The sequence below is a fragment of the Aequorivita sp. IT1282 genome, assembly GCF_058068205.1.
The window spans coordinates 615,062-637,630 of sequence record NZ_JBYRHR010000002.1; the positions used below are offsets into that span (position 1 = coordinate 615,062).

Here is a 22,569-nt window from a genome sequence, read left to right on the forward strand (position 1 = left end):
TAAGATGAAATTTTCAGAAAGAGTTTTAACACTTACGCTATTAATAGTCTTTCTGAATTCATGCGGGGTTTCAAAATCTATTCACAATCGCCCAGATGTAAGTGGCTACGATGATTCGATTCCTGAAAAAGTAAAAATAAACGACTCCACTTTTATAGCGGGCAATAATTCACTTCTGAAAAACAAACAAGGCCAATGGGAACTTTATGTGGAAGGAAACCCGTTGCAAATTGGTAAAATAACTGGAAGTTTAACCCAAGATTTAATGCAAAAGCAGGAAGCTATTTTTTTCAATAAAGTGGAAGATTTGGTGCCTTCTAAAGCGCAACAATATTTACTTCGGAAATTTCTAGCTTGGTACAATCGTAAAATGTATTTGCACATTCCCGAGGAGTACAAAGCTGAAATTTATGGGCTTTCGCAATATTCTTCTTCGAGTTTTAGTGAAATTGCCGAGCCTTATTTGCGGTTGCTCTACCTACACGGAGCACACGATATTGGCCACGCCATGAAAGATTTGATGCTCGTGGGCTGTTCTTCTTTTGCAGTTTGGTATGATAAAACTGAGGATGGCGAATTACTTATTGGAAGAAATTTTGACTTTTACGCCGGCGATGAATTTGCGAAGGAAAAAATAATTGCCTTCGTAAATCCTTCCGAAGGGCATAAATTTATGTCTGTTACTTGGGGTGGAATGGTTGGGGTAGTGTCGGGGATGAACGACCAAGGGTTAACGGTCACCATAAATGCTGGAAAATCTAAAATTCCAAAAGCGGCGAAAACACCTATTTCTATTGTAACGCGCGAAATTCTGCAATATGCTTCAACCATTGAAGAAGCTATAGCAATTGCTAAAAAACGTGAAGTTTTTGTTTCCGAAGCTATTTTTATAGGAAGCGCAAAAGATAAAAAAGCCGCGATTATTGAAGTCTCGCCTGATAATTTTGGGGTTTATGAAGTTGAGAATACAGACAAACTAATTTGTAGTAATCACTTTCAAAGTGAAGCTTACAAAAACGATAACCGAAATACCGAATGGATTGCAGAAAGCCACTCCATGTATCGTTTTGAACGGATGGAAGAATTAATATCAGAAGATGAAAAGCTGAATGTGGATGGCGCCGTTGCCATACTTCGAAACAAGAATGGGTTGGACGATAAAGAAATTGGTTTCGGAAATGAAAAAGCGTTGAATCAGCTTTTAGCACATCACGGCATTGTTTTTAAACCAGAAAGCAAAGAGGTTTGGGTTTCTTCAAATCCGTATCAATTGGGAGAATTTGTTTCTTATAATTTAGATGAAATATTTAAAAATAGAGAAGGAAATCCGGCTAAAACCTCTCTTTCTAATTCAGTTAAAAATATACCTGAAGATCCTTTTGTGTATTCAAAGACGTATAAAGATTACGAAGAATACCGAATTTTGGAGCGGGAAGTGGAAACGGCAATTGCGGAAGATGAAATTATTTTGCCCGAAACCCTTTCAGCATTACAGCAAAAAAATCCCGAGTACTGGAAAGCCTATTATTTAACTGGAAAGTATTACTTTGAAAAAAATTACGATGCCGCCGCAAAACAGGCTTTTGAAACGGCACTGACCAAAGAGATTACAACAGTTCCGGATAGAACGGAAATTGAGAAATATCTCCAAAAACTTAAAAAATAATACTGCGTTCTTAGCACTTCTGTGTTGGAAAATTTACCGCAAAGTCGCAAATGCCGCAAAGAAATTTTCAAAATGATTCCAGAAATAGAAAAAGCATCCAAAGAAGAAATTAAAATTCTTCAAGAGAAAAAACTAAAGGAAACGCTTCAATATTTGAGTGAAAATTCTCCATTCTATGAACGGTTCTTTAAAGAAAATAAAATTGAGATAGCTGCAATTCAAACTTTGGAAGATCTTCAAAAAATTCCAGTAACTACAAAAGATCATCTTCAGCAATTTAACGATGATTTTATTTGTGTTCCAAAATCTGAAATCGTTGATTATGTAACTACTTCGGGCACTTTGGGCGATCCCGTTACTTTTGCTTTAACAGATAATGATTTGGAACGATTGGCTTATAATGAAGCTATTTCTTTCGCTTGCAGCGGTGTTGTAAAAGAAGATATTTTACAATTAATGACCACAATGGACCGCCGTTTTATGGCAGGCTTAGCCTATTTTTTGGGCGCACGAAAATTGGGATCAGGTATTATTCGTGTGGGTTCGGGAATACCAGAGTTGCAGTGGGATACTATTAAGAAATTTAAACCCACCTATTTAATTACTGTTCCTTCTTTCCTTTTAAAATTAATTGAATACGCGCAACAACACAAAATAGACTTAAAAAATACGGGTGTGAAAGCGGCAATCTGTATTGGTGAACCCATAAGAGAGCAAGATTTTTCATTGAATATTTTAGCCGAAAAAATAAAAAAGGACTGGGATATTGAACTGTTTTCAACTTACGCTTCCACTGAAATGAGTACCGCTTTCAACGAATGTGAAATGCATAATGGCGGTCATCAACACCCCGAACTCTTAATTGCAGAAATTCTTGACGATGCTAATTTGACAGTCGCAAATGGTGAAATTGGAGAGTTAACAATCACCACTTTAGGTGTTGAAGCTATGCCACTCCTTCGTTTTAAAACTGGCGACATGGTTCAAGCTTTTACTGAATCGTGCAAATGTGGAAGAAACACTTTACGTCTCGGGCCTGTTGTAGGCCGCAAAAAGCAGATGATAAAATATAAAGGAACCACGCTATATCCGCCTGCGATGTATAATATTTTAAACGATTTTAAAGAAGTAGAGAGTTACGTTATAGAAATTTTTCACAATGAATTAGGGACAGACGAAATTTTAATTAAAATTGCTTCAGAAAATAACTCAGAGGAATTATTACTGAAAATAAAAGATCATTTTAGAGCGAAACTTCGGGTAGCTCCAAAAGTTGAATTTGCTAATCATGAAGTAATCGGGGCGCTTCGTTTTCCGCCCTTAAGCCGTAAGCCTGTAGATTTGGTAGATAGGAGAAAATAATTTATTCTTCAATAGGCACACTTTCCTGCATCAATTTCCAAGTGAATTTTTTCTCACTTTTTCTATCCATATTAAATACAGAATAATAGCGCAACAATTGTGTGCTGTCTTTTGGGTTGTTGATTATGGGAATTAACGTATCTATCATATTACTTTTATGAATTGCAAAGCGGTTTACAGGTTGTTTCCAAGCAGAATCATTCCAAACAAATAAATAGTACTCATTAAAATTTGTGTCTTTTAGCTTCGCGTTAACCAATAAAACATCATTCTTAAAATTCTTTAGCTTTAAGATTTTTAGATCAGCGCCAAAGCTTTCAGGAATTAAAATTTCGGGTAAGCGATTTTTTTGAAAACCAATACGCGTGGTTTGTTTCTCAACATCAATTTTCTGAATAATAGCGAAGATGGAGTCTTTATTCCCGAAAAAATCTGCCATTAGTGCACCTTCGGGAAGTTCGGGTTTTTCGACTAAAATGGCAGGAGATTCTTCGATTACCAGATTTTTTACTGGCATTTTTTTATTGCTGTACTGGTTACAACTAAGAAATAGAAATGGAATTGCTAGCAGTAAATACCTCATTAAATTTTAAAGGTAATTACTGGCATATTAGCGTGGTTTACCATGTCTTCGCTAATGCTTCCATTAAAAAAGTGGGAAATACCTTTGCGACCGTGTGTGCCCATACCTATAAGTTGTGCTTTTATATGATTGGCGAAATTAAGAATGCCTTTTTCTACCGAGGTGTCATTGTAAATATTTAATGTGTAGTTTTCAACGCCCATTCCGCGTACAAAATTCTCCATTATTTTTTGTGCGTCTGAAGAAGTATTAAAATTAGCTGGCGTATTTACAAAGAGTAAATGCATTTTTGCACCCACCATTTTTGCGAATTTTTGCGCTTTATCTAATGCGCCACGTCCTTCTTCAGAGAAATCGGTTGCGAAAATAAAATCTTTTACTTCAAATTCTGGATGATTATTTTTTATAACTAATACAGGGGTTTTGGAAGTTCGCACAACTTTTTCGGTATTACTTCCCACAAACATTTCTTTAAATCCGCTTGCGCCGGTAGAGCCCATTACAACTAAATCTATATGGTTTTTGGAGCACGCTTCTTCAATATCTTCATAGATTTCGCTGTGACCAATAGTTTCGTTTATATTTATACCGTCCAAATATGGTTTTTCCCTAAGTTCGCCAAAGCGTTTTTCGGCAAGTTTAATAAAGAAAAACGACTCTGGAAGACTGCCCGAATCGCTTGTTGTAGCGAGGTGAAGTGGCATTTCCATGGAATGGAGAACAAAAATTTCGCTTTTGTGTTTTTGGGCTAGTTTAATAGCAACTTTTAAAGCGTTTTCGGCTTGTTCGGAGAAATCTGTTGGTACGAGGATACGTTTCATAAATTGGTTGGTTGTTTTCGTGTTTATTAGAAGCCTTAAATTACAAAAATAAATCGTTTGCGCTTGGTTTTTATAATATTAAAAATTATAGTATATTTGCACCGAATTTGATACGAAACTATCTGAGGGGACTAAAGTCCCCTCTTTTTATAGCTTAAAATGATGCGGGAAAATGTAGCACAACTGCTGAAAAGTGCACTGGAAGAAAACAAATCATTGTTTTTGATCGACCTAAATATTTCTGAAGACAACAAAATACGGGTCATTCTGGACGGCGATAAAGGCGTTACAGTTGAAGACTGTATGGCTGTTAGTCGCAAAATAGAACATAATTTAGATCGTGAAGAATATGATTTTTCTTTAGAAGTTATGTCGTCTGGTGTTTCAGAACCATTGACAATGCCAAGGCAGTACACAAAAAATTTAGGCAGAAACTTAAAGATAAGAACCAAAAATGACGAAATAATTGAAGGTGAATTAACCGCCGCGAACGAGGAGAGTTGCACTCTAAAATGGACTGCACGCGAACCGAAGCCCGTGGGTAAAGGAAAAGTAACCGTTCAGAAAGAGGCAGTATTGCCTTATAAAGATATTATGGAAGCAAAAGTGATGATAACATTTTAATTGAATTGATATGGAAAACTTAGCACTAATCGATTCTTTCTCGGAATTTAAAGACGACAAACAAATAGATAGAGTAACGCTTATGGCGATACTTGAAGACGTTTTCAGAAATGCGCTAAAGAAAAAATACGGAAGCGATGATAACTTTGATATTATCGTAAACCCAGACAAGGGCGATCTTGAAATCTGGAGAAACCGTGTAGTAGTGGCTGATGGAGAAGTGGAAGATCCTAACGAGGAAATTTCTCTTAGTGAAGCACAAAAAATTGAGCCAGATTTTGAAATTGGTGAAGATGTTTCAGAAGAAGTAAAACTTATAGATCTTGGCCGCCGTTCTATTTTAGCATTGCGCCAAAACCTTATTTCGAAAATTCACGAACACGATAACACAATTGTTTACAAGCAATTTAAGGATCTTGAAGGTGAAATTTATACTGCCGAGGTGCATCACATTCGTCATCGTGCAGTTATATTGCTAGATGATGAAGGCAACGAAATTATACTTCCAAAGGAAAAACAAATTCCTTCTGATTTTTTCAGAAAAGGAGATAACGTACGTGGAATTATTGAAAGCGTAGATTTAAAAGGGAACAAACCCACGATTATTATGTCGAGGGCAGCTCCAATTTTTCTTGAAAAATTATTTGAGCAGGAAATTCCTGAAGTTTTTGACGGTTTAATTACAGTTAAGAAAGTGGTTCGTATTCCTGGTGAAAAAGCAAAAGTTGCTGTAGATTCTTACGATGATCGTATTGATCCTGTAGGAGCTTGTGTTGGGATGAAAGGATCTAGAATTCACGGCATTGTTCGTGAATTGGGTAACGAAAATATAGATGTAATTAATTACACTAGCAACCTTACCTTATATATAACGAGAGCACTTAGCCCTGCAAAAGTTACTTCGGTAAAAATTGATGAGGTTAAAAAACGTGCTGAAGTTATTCTTCGTCCAGAAGAAGTAAGTAAAGCAATTGGCCGTGGCGGACACAATATTCGTCTTGCCGGACAATTAACAGGTTATGAAATTGATGTGCTTCGTGAAGGCGCAGAAGAAGATGTTGAATTATCAGAATTCTCTGACGAAATAGAAGGTTGGATTATTGAAGAATTCAGTAAAATAGGATTGGATACGGCTAAAAGCGTATTAGAACACGACATCAACGATTTGGTAAAACGTACCGATCTTGAAGAAGAGACAATCCGCGACGTTATAAATATATTAAAAGAAGAATTTGAAGAGTAGTTGAAACTTTAATTACTTTTATACAAATTTTTTAAAAAGAACATAGGAAAAAGCATTTATGGCTGAAGAAAAATCGATAAGGCTAAACAAAGTATTGCGCGAATTTAATATCTCGTTGGATCGTGCCGTGGAATTTTTAAAAGATCACGGTCACGAAGTTGACGCGCGTCCTACTACGAAAATTTCTAACGAAGAATACAAAGTTCTTTTTGAAGAGTTTGAGACCGACAAGAGTAAGAAGATGGAGTCCAAAGAGGTCGGTGAGGAAAAGCGTAAAGAGAAAGAAGAATTTCGTCTTGAGCGTGAGCGCGAACTTGAAGAAAAGCAGAAGAAGGAAGAAGCTACTCGCGTTATACGAGCTGGAGCAAAACTGGACGGCCCTAAGCAGGTTGGAAGAATCGATTTGGCTACAGGCAAACCCAAAAAGGAAGAGCCGAAAGTTGAAGAGAAACCAGTGGAGCCTAAAGAAGCTAAAAAGGAGGAAGTGAAAGTTGAAAAAACTGAAGCTGTTGCACCTCCCGTAGTAGAAGAAAAGGCAAAAGAGGAAGTAGCTAAGGTAGAAAAAGTAGAAAAAGCTAAGGAAGAAGAACCTAAGGAAGAAAAGCCTAAAGTTGAAGAAAAGCCTAAAGTTGAAGAGAAGCCAAAAGCCGAAGAGAAGCCTAAAGTAGAAGAAGCTCCTAAAGTTGAAGCGCCTGCTAAAGAAAAAGAGAAAGAAACAGTTAAAGAAGCTCCGGCTGTCCAAAAGGAAGAGCCGAAGAAAGAAGAAACAACGGAAGCCCCAAAAGTTTCAGATACAGTTACTACACAGTATCGAAAACTTGAAGGCCCCAACTTTACTGGTCAAAAAATCGATCTTACCCAGTTTAAAAAACCGGAGAAGAAAAAAGATGTTAAGGCCGACGATAAGAAAAACATTAAAGGCAAAAGACGCCGCATAAGTAAAGAAGCTCCAAAACCTGGAAGTTCAAACACCCGAGATAATCGCGGACCAGGATCTAATGCGGGAGCGGCAAATAGAAAAGGAAGAAGTAACACACCAAAAGAAGAGCCAAGCGAAGAAGACGTGCAAAAACAAGTACGTGAAACCTTGGAAAAACTTCAAGGTAAATCTTCCAAAGGAAAAGGTGCTAAATACCGTCGAGAAAAACGAGATACGCACCGTCAAAAATCTGATGAACTTGCACAACAGGAAGCCGATAACAAACTTATTAAAGTTACGGAATTCGTTACTGCAAGCGAAATGGCAACGATGATGGATGTTCCGGTTACTAAAATTATCTCAGCTTGTATGAGTTTAGGTATGATGGTAACGATGAACCAACGTCTAGATGCTGAAACATTAACTATCGTTGCTGATGAATTTGGTTATGAAGTTGAATTCGTAACGGCCGATATTGGCGAATCTATCATTCACGAAGTAGATGCTCCAGAAGATCTTCAGCCACGTGCGCCAATCGTTACCGTAATGGGTCACGTTGATCACGGTAAAACTTCACTTTTAGATTATATACGTAAAGAGAATGTAATTGCCGGTGAGTCTGGTGGAATTACCCAGCATATTGGTGCCTACGGTGTTGAACTAGATGGTGGTCAAAAAATGGCATTCCTAGATACTCCTGGTCACGAAGCGTTTACCGCAATGCGTGCCCGTGGAGCTCAAGTTACCGATCTTGCAATTATTGTAGTTGCGGCAGACGACGATATTATGCCACAAACTAAGGAAGCAATTAGCCACGCGCAAGCAGCTGGTGTTCCAATAGTTTTTGCTATAAACAAAATAGATAAGCCCAACGCAAATCCTGAAAAAATTAAAGAAGGACTTGCCCAGATGAATTTACTAGTTGAAGATTGGGGTGGAAAAATTCAATCGCACGACATTTCGGCAAAAACTGGAGATGGTGTAAAAGAATTACTTGAAAAAGTATTACTTGAAGCTGAATTACTTGAATTAACTGCAAATCCAAACCGCCAAGCAAACGGTACTGTAGTGGAAGCCTTCCTAGACAAAGGTCGTGGATATGTTTCAACAGTATTAGTACAAGGAGGAACGCTAAAAGTTGGTGATTATGTATTAGCAGGTCAACACAGCGGAAAAGTGAGAGCAATGCAGGATGAACGCGGTAATAACGTGAAAGTGGCTGGTCCATCAACTCCTGTATCTGTACTAGGATTAGACGGAGCACCACAGGCTGGAGACAAATTTAATGTGTTTGCAGATGAACGTGAAGCCAAAGCAATTGCTACAAGACGTACACAATTACAACGTGAGCAGTCTGTAAGAACACAACGTCATATTACGCTTGACGAAATTGGACGACGTATTGCACTTGGTGAATTTAAGGAGCTTAATATTATTCTTAAAGGTGATGTGGATGGTTCTGTGGAAGCATTAACAGATTCATTCCAAAAACTTTCTACCGAAGAAATTCAGGTTAATATAATTCATAAAGCTGTTGGTCCAATTACCGAAAGTGATGTGTTGTTAGCTTCAGCTTCCGATGCAATTATTATCGGCTTTAACGTTCGCCCAATGGGTAACGCGCGCCAAATTGCAGATAAGGAAGAAATAGATATCCGTACATATTCAATTATCTACGATGCTATAAACGATCTTAAAGATGCAATGGAAGGTATGCTTTCTCCTGAAATGAAGGAGGAAATTAGCGGAACTGCTGAGATCAGAGAAACATTCAAAATTTCGAAAGTAGGAACAATCGCTGGATGTATGGTTCTTACCGGAAAAATATTCCGAAACTCTAATATCCGTTTAATTCGTGAAGGTGTGGTTGTTTACACTGGCGAGCTTTCTTCTTTAAAGCGATTCAAAGATGATGCGAAAGAAGTTGCTAAAGGATATGATTGTGGTATTCAGGTGAAAAATTACAACGACATTTATGAGAACGATATTATTGAAGCGTTCCAAGAAGTTGCAGTGAAGAAGAAGCTGAAATAATTAATCCATAATTTAAATTTTAGAACGACCTGAAAATCATTTTTTCAGGTCGTTTTTCATTTAATTAATTTAGAATTCTTCAGATTGGGTGTAACAATTCAATTTTTTCGTGGTCTATTAAGCAAACCAAACCCAATGTACTTTTCATCAAAAAGCATTTTCTTCTTGGCGCTTCTGTCTTTCAGTAGCGTAATGTTCGCTCAGACCAGTGATAGTATTCCAAGAAAAAAAATAACCATTCTCCGTACAACTGAAGCTCCAAAAATTGATGGTGTTTTAAACGATGCTGCTTGGCAAAATGCACCAATTGCAACCGATTTTGTGGAGCGCCAACCAAACAATGGCAGGAAAATACCAGATAGCTTAAATACAGAGGTTAAAATTATTTATGATGATTTGGGGATTTACTTTGGTGCAACGATGAAGGATCCAGAGCCCGATAAAATTTTAAAGGAACTTACCGAAAGAGACGGAATTGGTAACGACGATTTTTTCTTCGTTCTTTTAAACGGTTACAATGATAGGCAACAAAGTTTACAGTTTATTATAACTGCCGCAGGAGTGCAATACGACGCTAAAATGACAAACGACAATGAGGACAGCTCGTGGAACGGTGTCTGGTACAGTGCAGTACAAATAAATGACGACGGCTGGGTGGCTGAACTTTTTATTCCCTATTCTGAAGTGCGATTTCCAAATAAAAATATACAAGAATGGGGCTTAAATATGGAGCGGGAGGTGCGAAGAACGCGAACACGTTATTCTTGGAGTCCAATAGATAATACCAAAGGCTCCTTTTCAATTTATGACGGGGAGATTTATGGAATTGAAAACGTACAATCACCCACAAGACTTTCATTTCAGCCGTACGTTTCGGTTTATGTAGATGATTATGATGACACGACTAAAACCGCAATTAACGGTGGCATGGACCTTAAATATGGCATCAACGACGCCTTTACTTTAGACATGATTTTGATTCCAGATTTTGGACAATCTAAGTTTGACGCCGAAATATTAAATCTTTCAGCATTTGAGACGCAATACGAAGAAAATAGACCGTTTTTCACAGAGGGAACTGAGCTTTTCACAAAAGGAAATCTTTTCTATTCGCGCAGAGTAGGTGGCTCGCCGTCGCGCTATCCGAATCTTGCAGAGAATGAAGAAATTGAAAACTATGCTGGGTCTGTCGATCTTATAAATGCCTTTAAAATTTCGGGAAGAACAGACGGAAATCTGGGAATAGGTGTTTTTAATGCAATTACTGAAAGAACCTACGCCGACATTAGAAATGCCCAAAATGGTGAAACCAGGAAAGAGGTTGTAGAACCTTTCGCAAACTATAATATTATGGTTTTAGATCAGCGTTTTGGAGATAACTCTTCGGTTTCAATTGTAAATACAAACGTTATTCGCGAAGGCAATTTTAGAGATGCAAATGCAACAGGGCTTTATTTAGATTTGACCAATAAAAAGAACACTTTTAATTATTCTGCAAATGTTGAAGGTAGTTGGGTTGAAGAAGATACTACAAAATTTGGGGTGGAAGGTTTTGCGGGAATGGCGAAGATTAGCGGCAAAAACCGTATATCTGCAAATATCAATTTTCGCACACAAGATTACGATATTAATGATATGGGTTATTCTGGCGAAACGAATTTCATTAATTACTACGGCTATTACGGTTATAGATATCTTCAGCCAAAGGGATTTTTAAATAATCTGAATCTTAATTTCAACTTAAATTATACACGCAGACTGGAGACAGATCTTTATAACAATTTCACCTTCAACTTCAATTCTAGTTTTACAACTAAAAAGTTTTTTGCTTTTGGTGGTGGGTTTGAAATGACTCCTTTTGGTAGTAACGATATTTATGAGCCGCGTGTAAATGGAAGGTTTGTAGAAGTACCGGATTACTATGATTTTTGGGGTTGGTTTTCCACAGATTATCGGAAAAAATTGGCCGTTGATGTAAATATAGACTGGTATAAATACGACGAAGATGGACGTGGTAATTTGAATCTTCGGTTTGCACCGCAGTATCGAGTTTCGGATAAATGGAAAATTTATTTTAGCACAAATGTGGCTCTTTCAGATAAAGAAGAAGGTTTTGTGGGTTTAGCTGCGGATGATATTATTTTCGGAAAACGTGATAGAAACACGGTAGTTAATGCATTGGAGTCACAATACATTTTCAATAATAAAATGGCGCTTAATTTATCTTTTCGCCATTATTATTCCGAAGTGGAATACAGTGAGTTTTTAACTTTACAGAATGATGGGTCGCTTGTAGCAAACACTGTTTTTAACGAAAATAGAGATGCAACTTATAATAATTGGAATGTAGATTTAAGATTTTCGTGGTGGTTTGCACCAGGAAGCCAAGTTTCAATTTTGTATAGAAATGCGATGGAAAGCTATATTCGCGATTCGCAGATTAATCTTTTAAACAATTTCAGCAATTTATTTGATGAGCCACAATTGAATAGTATTTCAATGCGAATTAGTTACTATGTAGATTACAATAGAATGAAAAACTGGTTTGGAAAGCCCAACAAAATTCAGTCTTCTCGAGATATTGATAGAGACGAGAAAATAAATAAAGCTGGAATATAAGCAGTTAAATTACCGAAGAATAAGTTCTATTTTCTTCGTTCCGGTTTCAAAATAAACGCAGCAGAAAAGCTTTGTTGAATTTCCATTAGGGCTCTTTCTGCTTCAATTCGCGAAGAAAAATTTCCTGCCCAAACTTTATAATTAGGTGTTTCGTATTCAATAGAAGCTGGCCAATTTGTGTGGCTTCCGCGATATTTTCTTAGAATTTGATTCGCTTTGTCCAATTCGCCATAATACAACTGTATTGTAAAACCATCAGAAAGTTTATTTTCCTTTTCCAATTCTTTTTTCAAATTCAGCAATTGTGTAATCTTTGAATCTGTATTGACCGTTAACGTAGCACTTTGTGCTAGGCAATTGCCAGAAATAAAAGTGATTAAAATGCTGACAATTAAAATTTTGGAATAGGTTTGTAGATTCATAAGTTTATTTGTTTTGTGCAAAGGTAAAACTTAATAACATTGTGGACAGCCAAATTATTATTTAGAACAGATATAAATTAATAGTTAACACTTTGTTTGCATTTTCAAAATCGACTTTATAATGTACTTTTGTGCCTTTATTTGTGGAGCGGAATGAGTCTAAAGATTCCAGTAATCAGTAACCAATTCTGTTCCAAAACTATCGACAGTAAATTAATCATTTTGTAAAGAAATTAGCACATCAAAGAGTTTCGCCCTAAAACCGAAATGATTTTTTTGCGAATTCCGAATACCAATAAAAAACAATATAATCAACAGATGAAAAAGGTGAATTTTATACATCTACGCTCAAAATTGCCACTTCTTTTGTTAGTGTTTTTACTAACTTTTTCAACTACCATATATTCACAAGATGCACCAGCGGAAGCTGCTGCAGCGAGTACTGGAGGTGATGTTGCTGCAGGGGAGTCTTTATTTAAAGCCAATTGTGCTGCGTGTCATAAACTGGATAAAAAGGCAGTTGGACCAGCTCTTAGAGGTGTTGGCGAAAAGTATGATCGCGATTGGTTGAATAAGTGGATTAAAAACAGTCAAGCGCTTATTGCATCTGGCGACGCCATAGCAGTAAAAATATTTGAAGAAAACAACAAGGCTATAATGACAGCCTTTCCTGCGCTAAGTGATAGCGATATAGACAATTTACTTGCTTATGTTGATCAGCCAAAAGCTGCACCCCCGGAACCTGTTCCAGGTGCTGCAGGTGCCGGTAGTACAACTGGCGGTGTTGGTTCTGTTTCAAATACTTTAGTGATAGGTGCGCTAGCGCTTATTTTCTTGTTATTGGTAATAATGCTTTACTTGGTAACCAATACACTTAAAAGAATTGCTGAGGCTAATGGTGTTGTATATGAAGAAAAAGAAAAGCGCACTCCAATCTGGAAGGCGTTTGTTCAAAACCAATTCTTGGTTTTGGTTTTCTCTATATTCTTGTTGCTTTCTGGGGCTTATTTTGGCTACGGTTATTTAATGCAGGTTGGCGTTGATCAAGGATATGCTCCTGTACAACCAATACACTACTCACATAAAATTCACGCTGGTGATAATCAGATAGACTGTAATTTCTGTCACAGTTCTGCTAGAAAAAGTAAAACTTCAGGAATTCCTTCATTAAATGTTTGTATGAATTGTCATAAAAATATTTCGGAAGTGGCTCCTGAAACAGCTACCGAAGAATATTCAAAAGAATTTTATGACGGCGAGATAGCAAAATTATATAATGCTGTAGGATGGGATGCAGAAAATCAAGAGTACACCGGTAAAACCGAGCCTGTTAAATGGGTGCGTATTCACAACCTTCCAGATTTTGTGTATTTTAACCACTCACAGCACGTTACTGTTGCAGGTGTTGCCTGTCAAACTTGTCACGGAGAAATTCAAGAAATGGAAATTGTAGAGCAGTTTGCGCCGCTTACTATGGGATGGTGTATTAATTGTCACAGAGAGACCAACGTTAATATGGCGAATAATGAATATTACGCCAAAATACACGAAGAGCTTTCTAAGAAATATGGAGTTGAGAAGTTAACAATCGCCGAGATGGGTGGATTGGAATGCGGAAAATGTCATTATTAATAAAATTAAAGGAAAATTACAGATAGCAATATGGCATCAAACAAGAAATACTGGAAAAGTGTTGAGGAGCTGAACGAAGACAGCACAATTGTGAAGGCGCTACAGGACAATGAGTTTGTAACTGAAATACCTACAGACGAGTTTCTTGGCAATAAAGGAGCATTAGAATCTTCTTCAACCACGCGTCGTGATTTCTTAAAATATGTGGGTTTTTCCACAGCAGCGGCTACATTAGCAGCTTGCGAGGGTCCCGTGGTTAAGTCTATTCCTTATGTTGTTCAACCTCACGATATAGTTCCTGGAGTTGCAAACTATTATGCGTCTACCATGGCGGATGGTTTCGATTTTGCCAATATTTTGGTTAAAACTCGAGAAGGACGCCCAATTAAAATTGAAAGAAACGATTTAGCGATTAATGGTGGAAGCGCAAATGCACGTGTGCACGCTTCAGTACTTTCGTTATACGATAAAAATAGATTAACAGGTCCAATGTTGGACGGAGCCGGAGTAACTTGGCCAGAGTTCGATACTGCTGTCGCGCAGAAAATGAACGAAATGTCTGGAAAAGACATGGTGTTGCTTACTCAAACTTTTGCAAGTCCTTCTGCGTCAAAATTAATTTCTGAATTCACAGCTAAATACCCAAATGTACGTCACGTTGTATATGATACAGTGTCTTGTTCGGGAGCTTTGGATGCTTTTCAAAATAAATACGGAAGCCGTGCGCTACCAGACTACGATTTTTCAAAAGCTGAAGTAATTGTTTCAGTGGGTGCTGACTTCTTAGGAGATTGGCAAGGTGGAAGTTATAGTAAAGGGTATGCAAAAGGGCGTATTCCGAAAAACGGTAAAATGTCTCGCCACGTTCAGTTTGAGGCAAACATGTCTTTAACTGGTGCAAAAGCAGACAAGCGTGTGCCAGCTACACCTTCACAACAAGTTGAAATATTAAAAGCATTAACAGGAGGAAGCGCTTCGGGGCTGCCAGAACATATTACGGCTTCCGTTAACAAAGCAAAAGCACAACTTCAAAAAGCTGGAAGCAAAGCTTTATTAATTACAAATTTACCAGACGTTGCTTCACAAACAATGGCGCTTAATTTCAATGCCAATAGTGAGGCGATGGATGCTAAAAAGCCTTTGCTAATTAGACAAGGAAGCAATAGTGAAGTAATGAATGTTGTAAATGGAGTGATATCTGGAAGTATCAAAGGTTTAATTACCATTGGTGTTGATCCGGTTTATTCATTACCAAATACAAAAGAATTTGCTGAAGGCTACAAAAAGCTTGAAATGAGTCTTGCATTTGCTATGAAGCAAGATGCTACAGCTTCAATGGCAAAAATGGTTGCTGCTACTCCACACTATTTGGAGTCTTGGGGCGATGCGCAAATGAAGAAAGGTACTTATAGCCTTACACAGCCAACAATCCGTCCGTTATTCAATACGCGTCAATTTCAGGATAGCATATTACAGTGGACAGGAAACACTCAAAAATATTACGATTACTTAAAGGATACTTGGACTACTTCAGTTTTAGCTGGTGGTTCTTGGAGTCAAGCACTTCACGATGGATTTGTTTCAAGTGAAGCGGAAGTATCAATGGAGAAATTAACTCCTGCTTCTGAAGGTGCTGGTATTATAGAAGAAAGCACTACTAACGGAGCTCTTTCCTTCCTTTCACAAGAAGGCGGATATGACCTTACTTTATATACCTCTACAGGTTTAGGAGATGGTCAACAAGCTAACAACCCTTGGTTACAAGAGTTTCCAGACCCTATTACTAGAGCGTCTTGGGATAACTTTCTTACAGTTTCGGCTGCAGATGCGGAAGCTTTAGACCTTGAAAATACACACGTTTCAAATGGCGCCCTGAACGGGAGTTATGTAAATGTGAAATTGGGCAATGTTGTAGTTGAAAACATACCAGTAATTATTCAGCCCGGACAGGCAAAAGGTTCTGTTGGTTTGGCTTTAGGTTATGGTAAAACTGCTGCAATTCAAGAAGAAATGCAAACAGGTGTAAACGCATACCAGCTTTATCAGAACTTTTCGAATATTCAAAAAGTTTCTATTGAAAAGGCTAGTGGAATGCACGAGTTTGCTTGTGTGCAATTGCAAAGCACAATGGCTGGGCGTAGTGAAGATATTATTAAGGAAACTACCCTTGAAATTTTTAATACAAAAGACAAATCAGTTTGGAATACTATTCCAGTAACTGATTACGATCATAGTCCTATATCAGTTCGTGAAGAGAAAGCAGATCTTTGGAGTCCTTTCGATACAAGTATTGGGCATCACTTTAATCTTTCTATAGATCTTAATGCGTGCACTGGTTGTGGCGCTTGCGTTATTGCTTGTCACGCTGAAAATAATGTTCCTGTTGTAGGAAAAGAAGAAGTACGGAAATTTCGTGATATGCACTGGTTGCGTATTGACAGATATTACTCTGCGGGTGAGACTTTCAAGGATGAAATTGAAATGCTAGAAAATCTTCCTGCTTTTGATAGTTATAAAGTAGTTGAAGTTCCGGCACAGGAAAATCCTCAGGTTGCTTTCCAGCCTGTAATGTGTCAACACTGTAACCACGCTCCATGTGAAACTGTTTGTCCAGTTGCGGCAACATCACACGGACGTCAAGGGCAGAATCAAATGGCTTATAACCGTTGTGTGGGTACTCGTTATTGTGCAAATAACTGTCCTTACAAGGTGCGTCGTTTCAACTGGTTCTTGTATAACGAAAACGACGAGTTTGATTATAACATGAACAACGATCTTGGTAGAATGGTGCTTAACCCAGATGTGGTAGTACGTTCTCGTGGGGTTATGGAAAAATGTTCTATGTGTATTCAAATGACGCAAAAATCAATCCTTGATGCTAAGCGCGACGGAAGACCAGTTAAAGATGGTGAATTCCAAACTGCTTGTTCAAAAGCTTGCGATACGGGCGCAATGGTGTTCGGGGATGAAAACGATGAAAATTCTGAAGTGTTAAAGCTGAAAAAAGATGATAGGATGTATCATCTTCTAGAGAATATTGGTACAAAACCAAATGTTTTCTATCACGCTATTGTGAAAAATACATCAGAAGCATAAAAATTAATAAAAAACCAATTATTTAAGAATTATATATGTCGTCACACTACGAAGCACCTATAAGAGAGCCGTTGGTTCTGGGAGAGAAGTCCTATCATGACATCAGTGTAGATGTTGGGGCACCCGTTCTGGGAAAGGCCAATAAATCTTGGTGGATTGTTTTTACCATTGCCCTTATAGCATTTTTATGGGGATTGGGATGCATTATCTACACCGTATCAACCGGTATTGGGGTTTGGGGATTAAACAAGACCATTGGTTGGGCTTGGGATATTACAAACTTTGTATGGTGGGTAGGTATTGGTCACGCCGGAACACTTATTTCTGCGGTATTGCTACTTTTCCGTCAAAAATGGAGAATGGCTGTAAACCGTTCTGCGGAAGCAATGACAATTTTCGCAGTAGTTCAAGCTGGATTATTCCCTATTATCCACATGGGTCGTCCTTGGTTGGCCTATTGGGTACTTCCTATTCCAAACCAGTTTGGATCGCTATGGGTGAACTTTAACTCACCTTTGCTTTGGGATGTATTTGCAATTTCAACATATCTTTCTGTATCACTTGTATTCTGGTGGACAGGATTACTTCCTGATTTTGCAATGATTCGTGACAGAACTAATAGCCCATTTCAGAAAAAAATATACGGCATCCTTAGTTTTGGATGGAGCGGTCGCGTAAAAGACTGGCAACGTTTTGAAGAAGTATCGCTTGTTTTGGCAGGTTTGGCTACACCATTGGTGCTTTCGGTACACACAATTGTATCCTTTGACTTTGCTACGTCTGTAGTTCCAGGATGGCACAGTACTATTTATCCGCCATACTTTGTTGCGGGAGCAATTTTCTCAGGTTTTGCAATGGTGCAAACACTTTTGATTATTATGCGAAAAGTTTCAAATCTTGAAGCTTATATCACAGTTTTACATATTGAATATATGAACAAGGTAATTCTACTTACGGGTGGAATCGTTACCGTTGCTTATATTATTGAATACTTCATTGGATGGTATTCTGGTGTTCCTTATGAAAATTACGTTTACCTTTCTTTTGGTGCCGCAACGGGACCATACTGGTGGGCATTCTGGGCATTAATTACCTGTAACCTTATTGTGCCCCTTACACTATGGGTGAAAAAATTAAGAAGAAATATTGTTTATACCTTTATTGTTGCCCTTATTATTAACATAGGGATGTGGTTTGAGCGTTTTGATATTATCGTTATCGATTTAAGTAAAGACCGTTTAACTTCTTCTTGGGCGATGTTTCAACCAACGTTTGTTGATATCGGAACCTTTATGGGAACGATTGGTTTCTTCTTTGTGCTTTTCTTACTCTATGCACGTACTTTCCCAGTAATTGCACAAGCAGAGGTAAAAACAATTTTGAAATCTTCTGGAGAGTCTTTTAAAAGATTGCGTGCCGTGCACGGTGACGATCATAGTCATGTACAATCAGTAGAGGGGTATCCTGCCGATGCTGGACCATCTGCCAATATTGAAGATAAAGATTTTGATTCTGCTTTCAATGAGCCAGAGAATGATGTTGAAAACAATGAAGTTGATTTTGAAGCTCATAGAGGTAAAATAGATAACTTATTGAGTGCAGTTGGAACATTTGATCCATCGGTTCAAAAACAAGATGATCTTAAAAAGATAAGTGGAGTTGGACCAGTAATGGAACAGAAACTTCATCAACTTGGAATTTTCACCTTTGAGCAGGTAAGTAGAATGACTGACCGCGAATACGATTTATTGGACGAGATAATTAGTGAATTCCCAGGAAGGGCCAAGAGAGATGATTGGGCTGGACAGGCACTAATGCTAAAAAACAAGAACTAATTATGGCTTCTAAAAAGATACACGCTATTTACACTGATGACGACCTATTATTACAGGCCGTTAAGCAGACCCGCGCTGCAAACTATCATATCTCTGAGGTTTTTACACCATTCCCTGTACACGGTTTAGACCACGCAGTAGGATTGGCACCAACCCGTCTTGCGATAGCTTCATTTTTGTACGGTATTACTGGATTGAGTGTTGCTGTTATTATGATGAATTTTATAATGATTCAAGACTGGCCACAGAATATAGGGGGCAAGCCAAGCTTCACGTTTTATCAGAACATGCCAGCGTTTATTCCTATTATGTTTGAGCTTACAGTATTTTTTGCAGCTCACTTAATGGTTATAACGTTTTATATGAGAAGTAAACTTTGGCCATTTAAAAAAGCTGAAAATCCAGATTTACGTACAACAGACGACCATTTTTTAATGGAAGTTGATGCCTATAATCACGATGTTGAAAAGTTAACGAAGTTCTTGTATGATACTGGTGCATCGGAAATTAGTCTAATTGAAAACGAGCAAGACCATTAATATGAAAACATTAATAAACATAGGAATTGCCATTATTGCTTCTGCAACCATGGTTTCTTGTTTTAACGATAAAAAGCCAAATTATCAGTATTTTCCTAATATGTATGAGCCAGTAGGCTATGAAACATACGGAGAATATCAAATTTTTCCAGACCAGCAGGAGGCAATGCATCCACCGGCTAATACGATACCTCGTGGTTATACAGCGTATGATTACGAAAACAGTACCGCTGGATTAGAACTTGCAAAAGCCGAATCACAAAGCCCTTACCCAGTTAACGAAGAGAATATAGCCGTTGGTGCGCAGCTCTACACAGTGTATTGCGCTGTTTGTCACGGAGACAAAGGTGATGGACAAGGAATTTTGGTAACACGCGAAAAGTTTTTAGGTATTCCTAGCTATGCCGATGCAGGACGAAACATTGTACCTGGAGGTATCAACCACGTTCAAGTTTATGGTCTAAATGCAATGGGATCTTATGCTGGCCAAGTAAATGAAAAGGAACGCTGGCAAATTGCAATGCACGTTATGGATCTTAAGGCGGCGCTGAATGGTGAGCCCGGAATTCTTGAAACTGCAAGTGTTGCTACAGATTCAGTAAATGGATCAACAGGAAAAAATATGGAAGCAGTTAATGCATCCGAAGTAGATAAAAAGTAAGGAATTAAAGAGAATAGCTAAAGATATGTACACGCTACCTAGTAAATTAAAACTGTTTTCTATCATTATAATGGTCCTTGGACTTGCAGGAATGACCTATGGTTTTCTTACGACCCCAAAGACTGTAGAAGATGTTAAAAAAATCATGGCCGAACAGGAAGGCCAACACGGTGAAAGTCACGCTGTCGAAGGACATGGCGATGAAAGCACAGCGAATTTTGTAGATACTGCCCGTGGAGTGGAAGGCTATTCAGAAGCAGCTATGGAGCATGCGACTGACTTAAAGCCAGAAGGCCATGGAGCAAGCTCACACGAAGAGCATGTTTTGCACCAAATGCAAACAAGACCTTGGTCGGCAACATTTGTAGCAGCATTCTTCTTTATGATGTTGGCGCTAGGAGTATTAGTTTTTTATGCAATTCAATTTGCATCTCAGGCAGGATGGTCTCCGGTTCTTTATAGAATTATGGAGGGTATTACGTCTTATTTACTTCCGGGTTCTATTATTGTTGTTTTAATAGTAGCATTTGCTGGAACACATTTTTTCCCTTGGCAAAACGCAGAGTTAGTTGCGGAAGACAAAATTCTACAGGGTAAAGCTGGATATCTTAACTTGCCTTTCTTTTTAATTCGTGCCGTAATTTACCTTTTAGGATGGAACCTATATCGTCATTTTTCTAGAAAAAATTCGTTAGCACAAGCAGAGGCTAATAACTATGGACCATATAGAAAGAACTTTAAAATGTCTATATTTTTCCTTTTGTTCTTCTTGTTAACAGAAGCAACAATGTCGTGGGATTGGTTTATGTCTATGACTCCACACTGGTATAGCACACTATTTCCTTGGTATATTTTTGCTAGTATGTTTGTATCGGCAATTACTGTACTTGCTCTTGTAACAATACATTTGAAGAGTCGAGGATTGATTCCTTTTGTAAGTGATAAGCATTTGCACGATTTAGCAAAATATATGTTCGCCTTTAGTATTTTCTGGACTTATTTATGGTTCAGTCAATTTATGCTAATTTGGTACGCTAACATTCCTGAGGAAGTAACCTATTTTATTATAAGAATACAAGAATACAAATTGTTGTTTTTCGGAATGCTTATCCTTAATTTTGTATTCCCTATTCTAGTATTGATGAATAGCGATTATAAAAGAGTGCCTTGGTTTGTTGTTATTGCTGCTGTATTCATATTGATAGGTCATTATATAGATATTTTCTTATTGGTGATGCCTTCAACAGTAGGCCATAACTGGGGTTTTGGAATTCCAGAAATAGCAGCGCTATTATTCTTTGCAGGACTTTTCATTTTCGTTGTTGGAACGGGATTGGGCAAAGTATCCTTAAGACCGAAGAATGATCCGTTTATTAAAGAAAGTGAAAACTACCATTTTTAATCATTTAGTTTAAAGAAGATATAGTAAGATGACCGCATTTCTAGTTGTATTAGTAATTATTCTTTTTGGAATTTCTGTTTGGCAAATGAACAGAATATTTCAATTGGCTCAAGTAAAGCCAACAATTCATTCCGAAATAGCTTCGGATAAGGACAATAACATGAATGGTTATTTAATGATGGGCTTTTTAGCTTTCATCTATATTTTAGCCATACTGACCTTTTGGATTTGGGGCGATACATTATTGCCACAATCGGCATCTGAGCACGGATCCGAAATTGACAATTTAATGTTGATCTCTATGGTTGTCATCTTTTTGGTGGGAATCCTTACACAGTGGTTGCTCCACTGGTTTGCTTTTGTATACAGAGGTAACAAAACAAAAAGAGCAACTTTCTACGCAGATAATGACAAGCTAGAGTTTATTTGGACTATTATTCCTGTAATCGTTCTTGCCGGTCTTATTATCTACGGTCTATTTACTTGGACCGATATTATGAATGTTGACAAAGATGACGATCCACTAATTGTTGAGCTATATGCACAGCAATTTAACTGGAAAGCCCGTTACGGTGGAAATGATAATACGCTAGGAGAAGCAAACGTTCGATTGATAGCCGGAATAAACCAATTAGGTGTAGATCCTGCAGACCCGAACGGACAAGATGATAAAATAGTAACAGAACTTCATTTACCAGTTGGTAGAAAAGTATTGTTCAAAATGCGTTCTCAAGACGTGTTACACTCAGCATATATGCCTCACTTTAGAGCTCAGATGAACTGTGTTCCAGGAATGATAACTCAATTCGCTTTCACTCCTACAATTACTACGGAAGAAATGAGACAGGATGAGTACGTTGTTGAAAAGGTTGCAAGAATCAATAACATCAGAAAAGAAAATAGCGTTAAACTTATCGCCAACGGTGAAGAAGCGCTAGATTCATATGAATTTGATTACATTCTTTTATGTAACAAGATTTGCGGAATAAGTCACTACAACATGCAAATGAAAATTATAGTTGAATCTGAAGAAGACTATAAAGCATGGTTGGCAGAACAGCCTACCTTAGGAGATCAGCTTAGTAAAGAAACTAAATAATATTAGCTTAAA

16 protein-coding genes are annotated in these 22,569 nt (G+C 37.8%); 13 read left to right on the plus strand and 3 right to left on the minus strand.

What is annotated here, in order from left to right:
- The first annotated feature begins 4 nt into the window (after nt 1-4).
- Complete coding sequence (locus AC3RVG_RS06635) at nt 5-1,666, plus strand: C45 family autoproteolytic acyltransferase/hydrolase (RefSeq protein ID WP_489690652.1); 1,662 nt, start codon at nt 5-7, stop codon at nt 1,664-1,666.
- A 72-nt stretch (nt 1,667-1,738) separates the two neighbouring features.
- Nucleotides 1,739-3,028: a flexirubin biosynthesis putative acyl-CoA ligase FlxY gene (gene flxY, locus AC3RVG_RS06640; protein ID WP_489690653.1), complete on the plus strand. Its 1,290-nt coding sequence runs from the start codon at nt 1,739-1,741 to the stop codon at nt 3,026-3,028.
- A gap of 1 nt (nt 3,029) precedes the next feature.
- Here flxY and AC3RVG_RS06645 read toward each other — a convergent pair whose 3' ends face one another.
- Together AC3RVG_RS06645 and AC3RVG_RS06650 are read right to left on the minus strand one after the other, a co-directional pair.
- On the minus strand, nt 3,030-3,545 hold the full coding sequence (locus AC3RVG_RS06645; protein WP_489690654.1) for a hypothetical protein: 516 nt from the start codon (nt 3,543-3,545) through the stop codon (nt 3,030-3,032).
- A 65-nt stretch (nt 3,546-3,610) separates the two neighbouring features.
- Nucleotides 3,611-4,432 (minus strand): universal stress protein, encoded by an 822-nt coding sequence (locus AC3RVG_RS06650; protein ID WP_489690655.1) that lies wholly within the window; start codon nt 4,430-4,432, stop codon nt 3,611-3,613.
- A gap of 159 nt (nt 4,433-4,591) precedes the next feature.
- Here AC3RVG_RS06650 and rimP point away from each other — a divergent pair, with 159 nt between their 5' ends.
- The 4 genes from rimP (at nt 4,592) to AC3RVG_RS06670 (ending at nt 11,871) form a co-directional block, all read left to right on the plus strand.
- On the plus strand, nt 4,592-5,056 hold the full coding sequence (gene rimP / locus AC3RVG_RS06655) for a ribosome assembly cofactor RimP (protein WP_489690656.1): 465 nt from the start codon (nt 4,592-4,594) through the stop codon (nt 5,054-5,056).
- A 10-nt stretch (nt 5,057-5,066) separates the two neighbouring features.
- A complete protein-coding gene (gene nusA / locus AC3RVG_RS06660) occupies nt 5,067-6,299 on the plus strand; it encodes a transcription termination factor NusA (RefSeq protein WP_489690657.1) in 1,233 nt (410 codons plus the stop codon).
- A 58-nt stretch (nt 6,300-6,357) separates the two neighbouring features.
- The gene (infB, locus tag AC3RVG_RS06665; RefSeq protein WP_489690658.1) at nt 6,358-9,252 is read left to right on the plus strand and encodes a translation initiation factor IF-2; all 2,895 of its coding nucleotides are present in this window, start codon (nt 6,358-6,360) and stop codon (nt 9,250-9,252) included.
- Between the two features lie 135 nt (nt 9,253-9,387).
- On the plus strand, nt 9,388-11,871 hold the full coding sequence (locus tag AC3RVG_RS06670; protein WP_489690659.1) for a DUF5916 domain-containing protein: 2,484 nt from the start codon (nt 9,388-9,390) through the stop codon (nt 11,869-11,871).
- 26 nt (nt 11,872-11,897) lie between these two features.
- On the opposite strand, the gene AC3RVG_RS06675 is transcribed toward AC3RVG_RS06670, so the two are convergent.
- Nucleotides 11,898-12,293: an SPOR domain-containing protein gene (locus AC3RVG_RS06675; RefSeq protein WP_489690660.1), complete on the minus strand. Its 396-nt coding sequence runs from the start codon at nt 12,291-12,293 to the stop codon at nt 11,898-11,900.
- Nucleotides 12,294-12,611: 318 nt separating this feature from the next.
- Here AC3RVG_RS06675 and AC3RVG_RS06680 point away from each other — a divergent pair, with 318 nt between their 5' ends.
- The 7 genes from AC3RVG_RS06680 to AC3RVG_RS06710 are packed head-to-tail and all read left to right on the plus strand — an operon-like array spanning nt 12,612 to nt 22,557.
- The gene (locus tag AC3RVG_RS06680; protein WP_489690713.1) at nt 12,612-13,925 is read left to right on the plus strand and encodes a c-type cytochrome; all 1,314 of its coding nucleotides are present in this window, start codon (nt 12,612-12,614) and stop codon (nt 13,923-13,925) included.
- A 30-nt stretch (nt 13,926-13,955) separates the two neighbouring features.
- A complete protein-coding gene (locus tag AC3RVG_RS06685) occupies nt 13,956-17,021 on the plus strand; it encodes a TAT-variant-translocated molybdopterin oxidoreductase (protein ID WP_489690661.1) in 3,066 nt (1,021 codons plus the stop codon).
- A 35-nt stretch (nt 17,022-17,056) separates the two neighbouring features.
- The gene (gene nrfD, locus AC3RVG_RS06690) at nt 17,057-18,856 is read left to right on the plus strand and encodes an NrfD/PsrC family molybdoenzyme membrane anchor subunit (RefSeq protein WP_489690662.1); all 1,800 of its coding nucleotides are present in this window, start codon (nt 17,057-17,059) and stop codon (nt 18,854-18,856) included.
- A gap of 2 nt (nt 18,857-18,858) precedes the next feature.
- Nucleotides 18,859-19,395: a DUF3341 domain-containing protein gene (locus AC3RVG_RS06695; RefSeq protein ID WP_489690663.1), complete on the plus strand. Its 537-nt coding sequence runs from the start codon at nt 18,859-18,861 to the stop codon at nt 19,393-19,395.
- Between the two features lies 1 nt (nt 19,396).
- Nucleotides 19,397-20,056, plus strand: a complete 660-nt coding sequence (locus tag AC3RVG_RS06700; protein WP_489690664.1) for a c-type cytochrome — start codon at nt 19,397-19,399, stop codon at nt 20,054-20,056.
- Nucleotides 20,057-20,081: 25 nt separating this feature from the next.
- Nucleotides 20,082-21,458, plus strand: a complete 1,377-nt coding sequence (locus tag AC3RVG_RS06705; RefSeq protein WP_489690665.1) for a quinol:cytochrome C oxidoreductase — start codon at nt 20,082-20,084, stop codon at nt 21,456-21,458.
- Between the two features lie 28 nt (nt 21,459-21,486).
- The gene (locus AC3RVG_RS06710) at nt 21,487-22,557 is read left to right on the plus strand and encodes a cytochrome c oxidase subunit II (protein ID WP_489690666.1); all 1,071 of its coding nucleotides are present in this window, start codon (nt 21,487-21,489) and stop codon (nt 22,555-22,557) included.
- Nucleotides 22,558-22,569 lie beyond the last annotated feature (12 nt).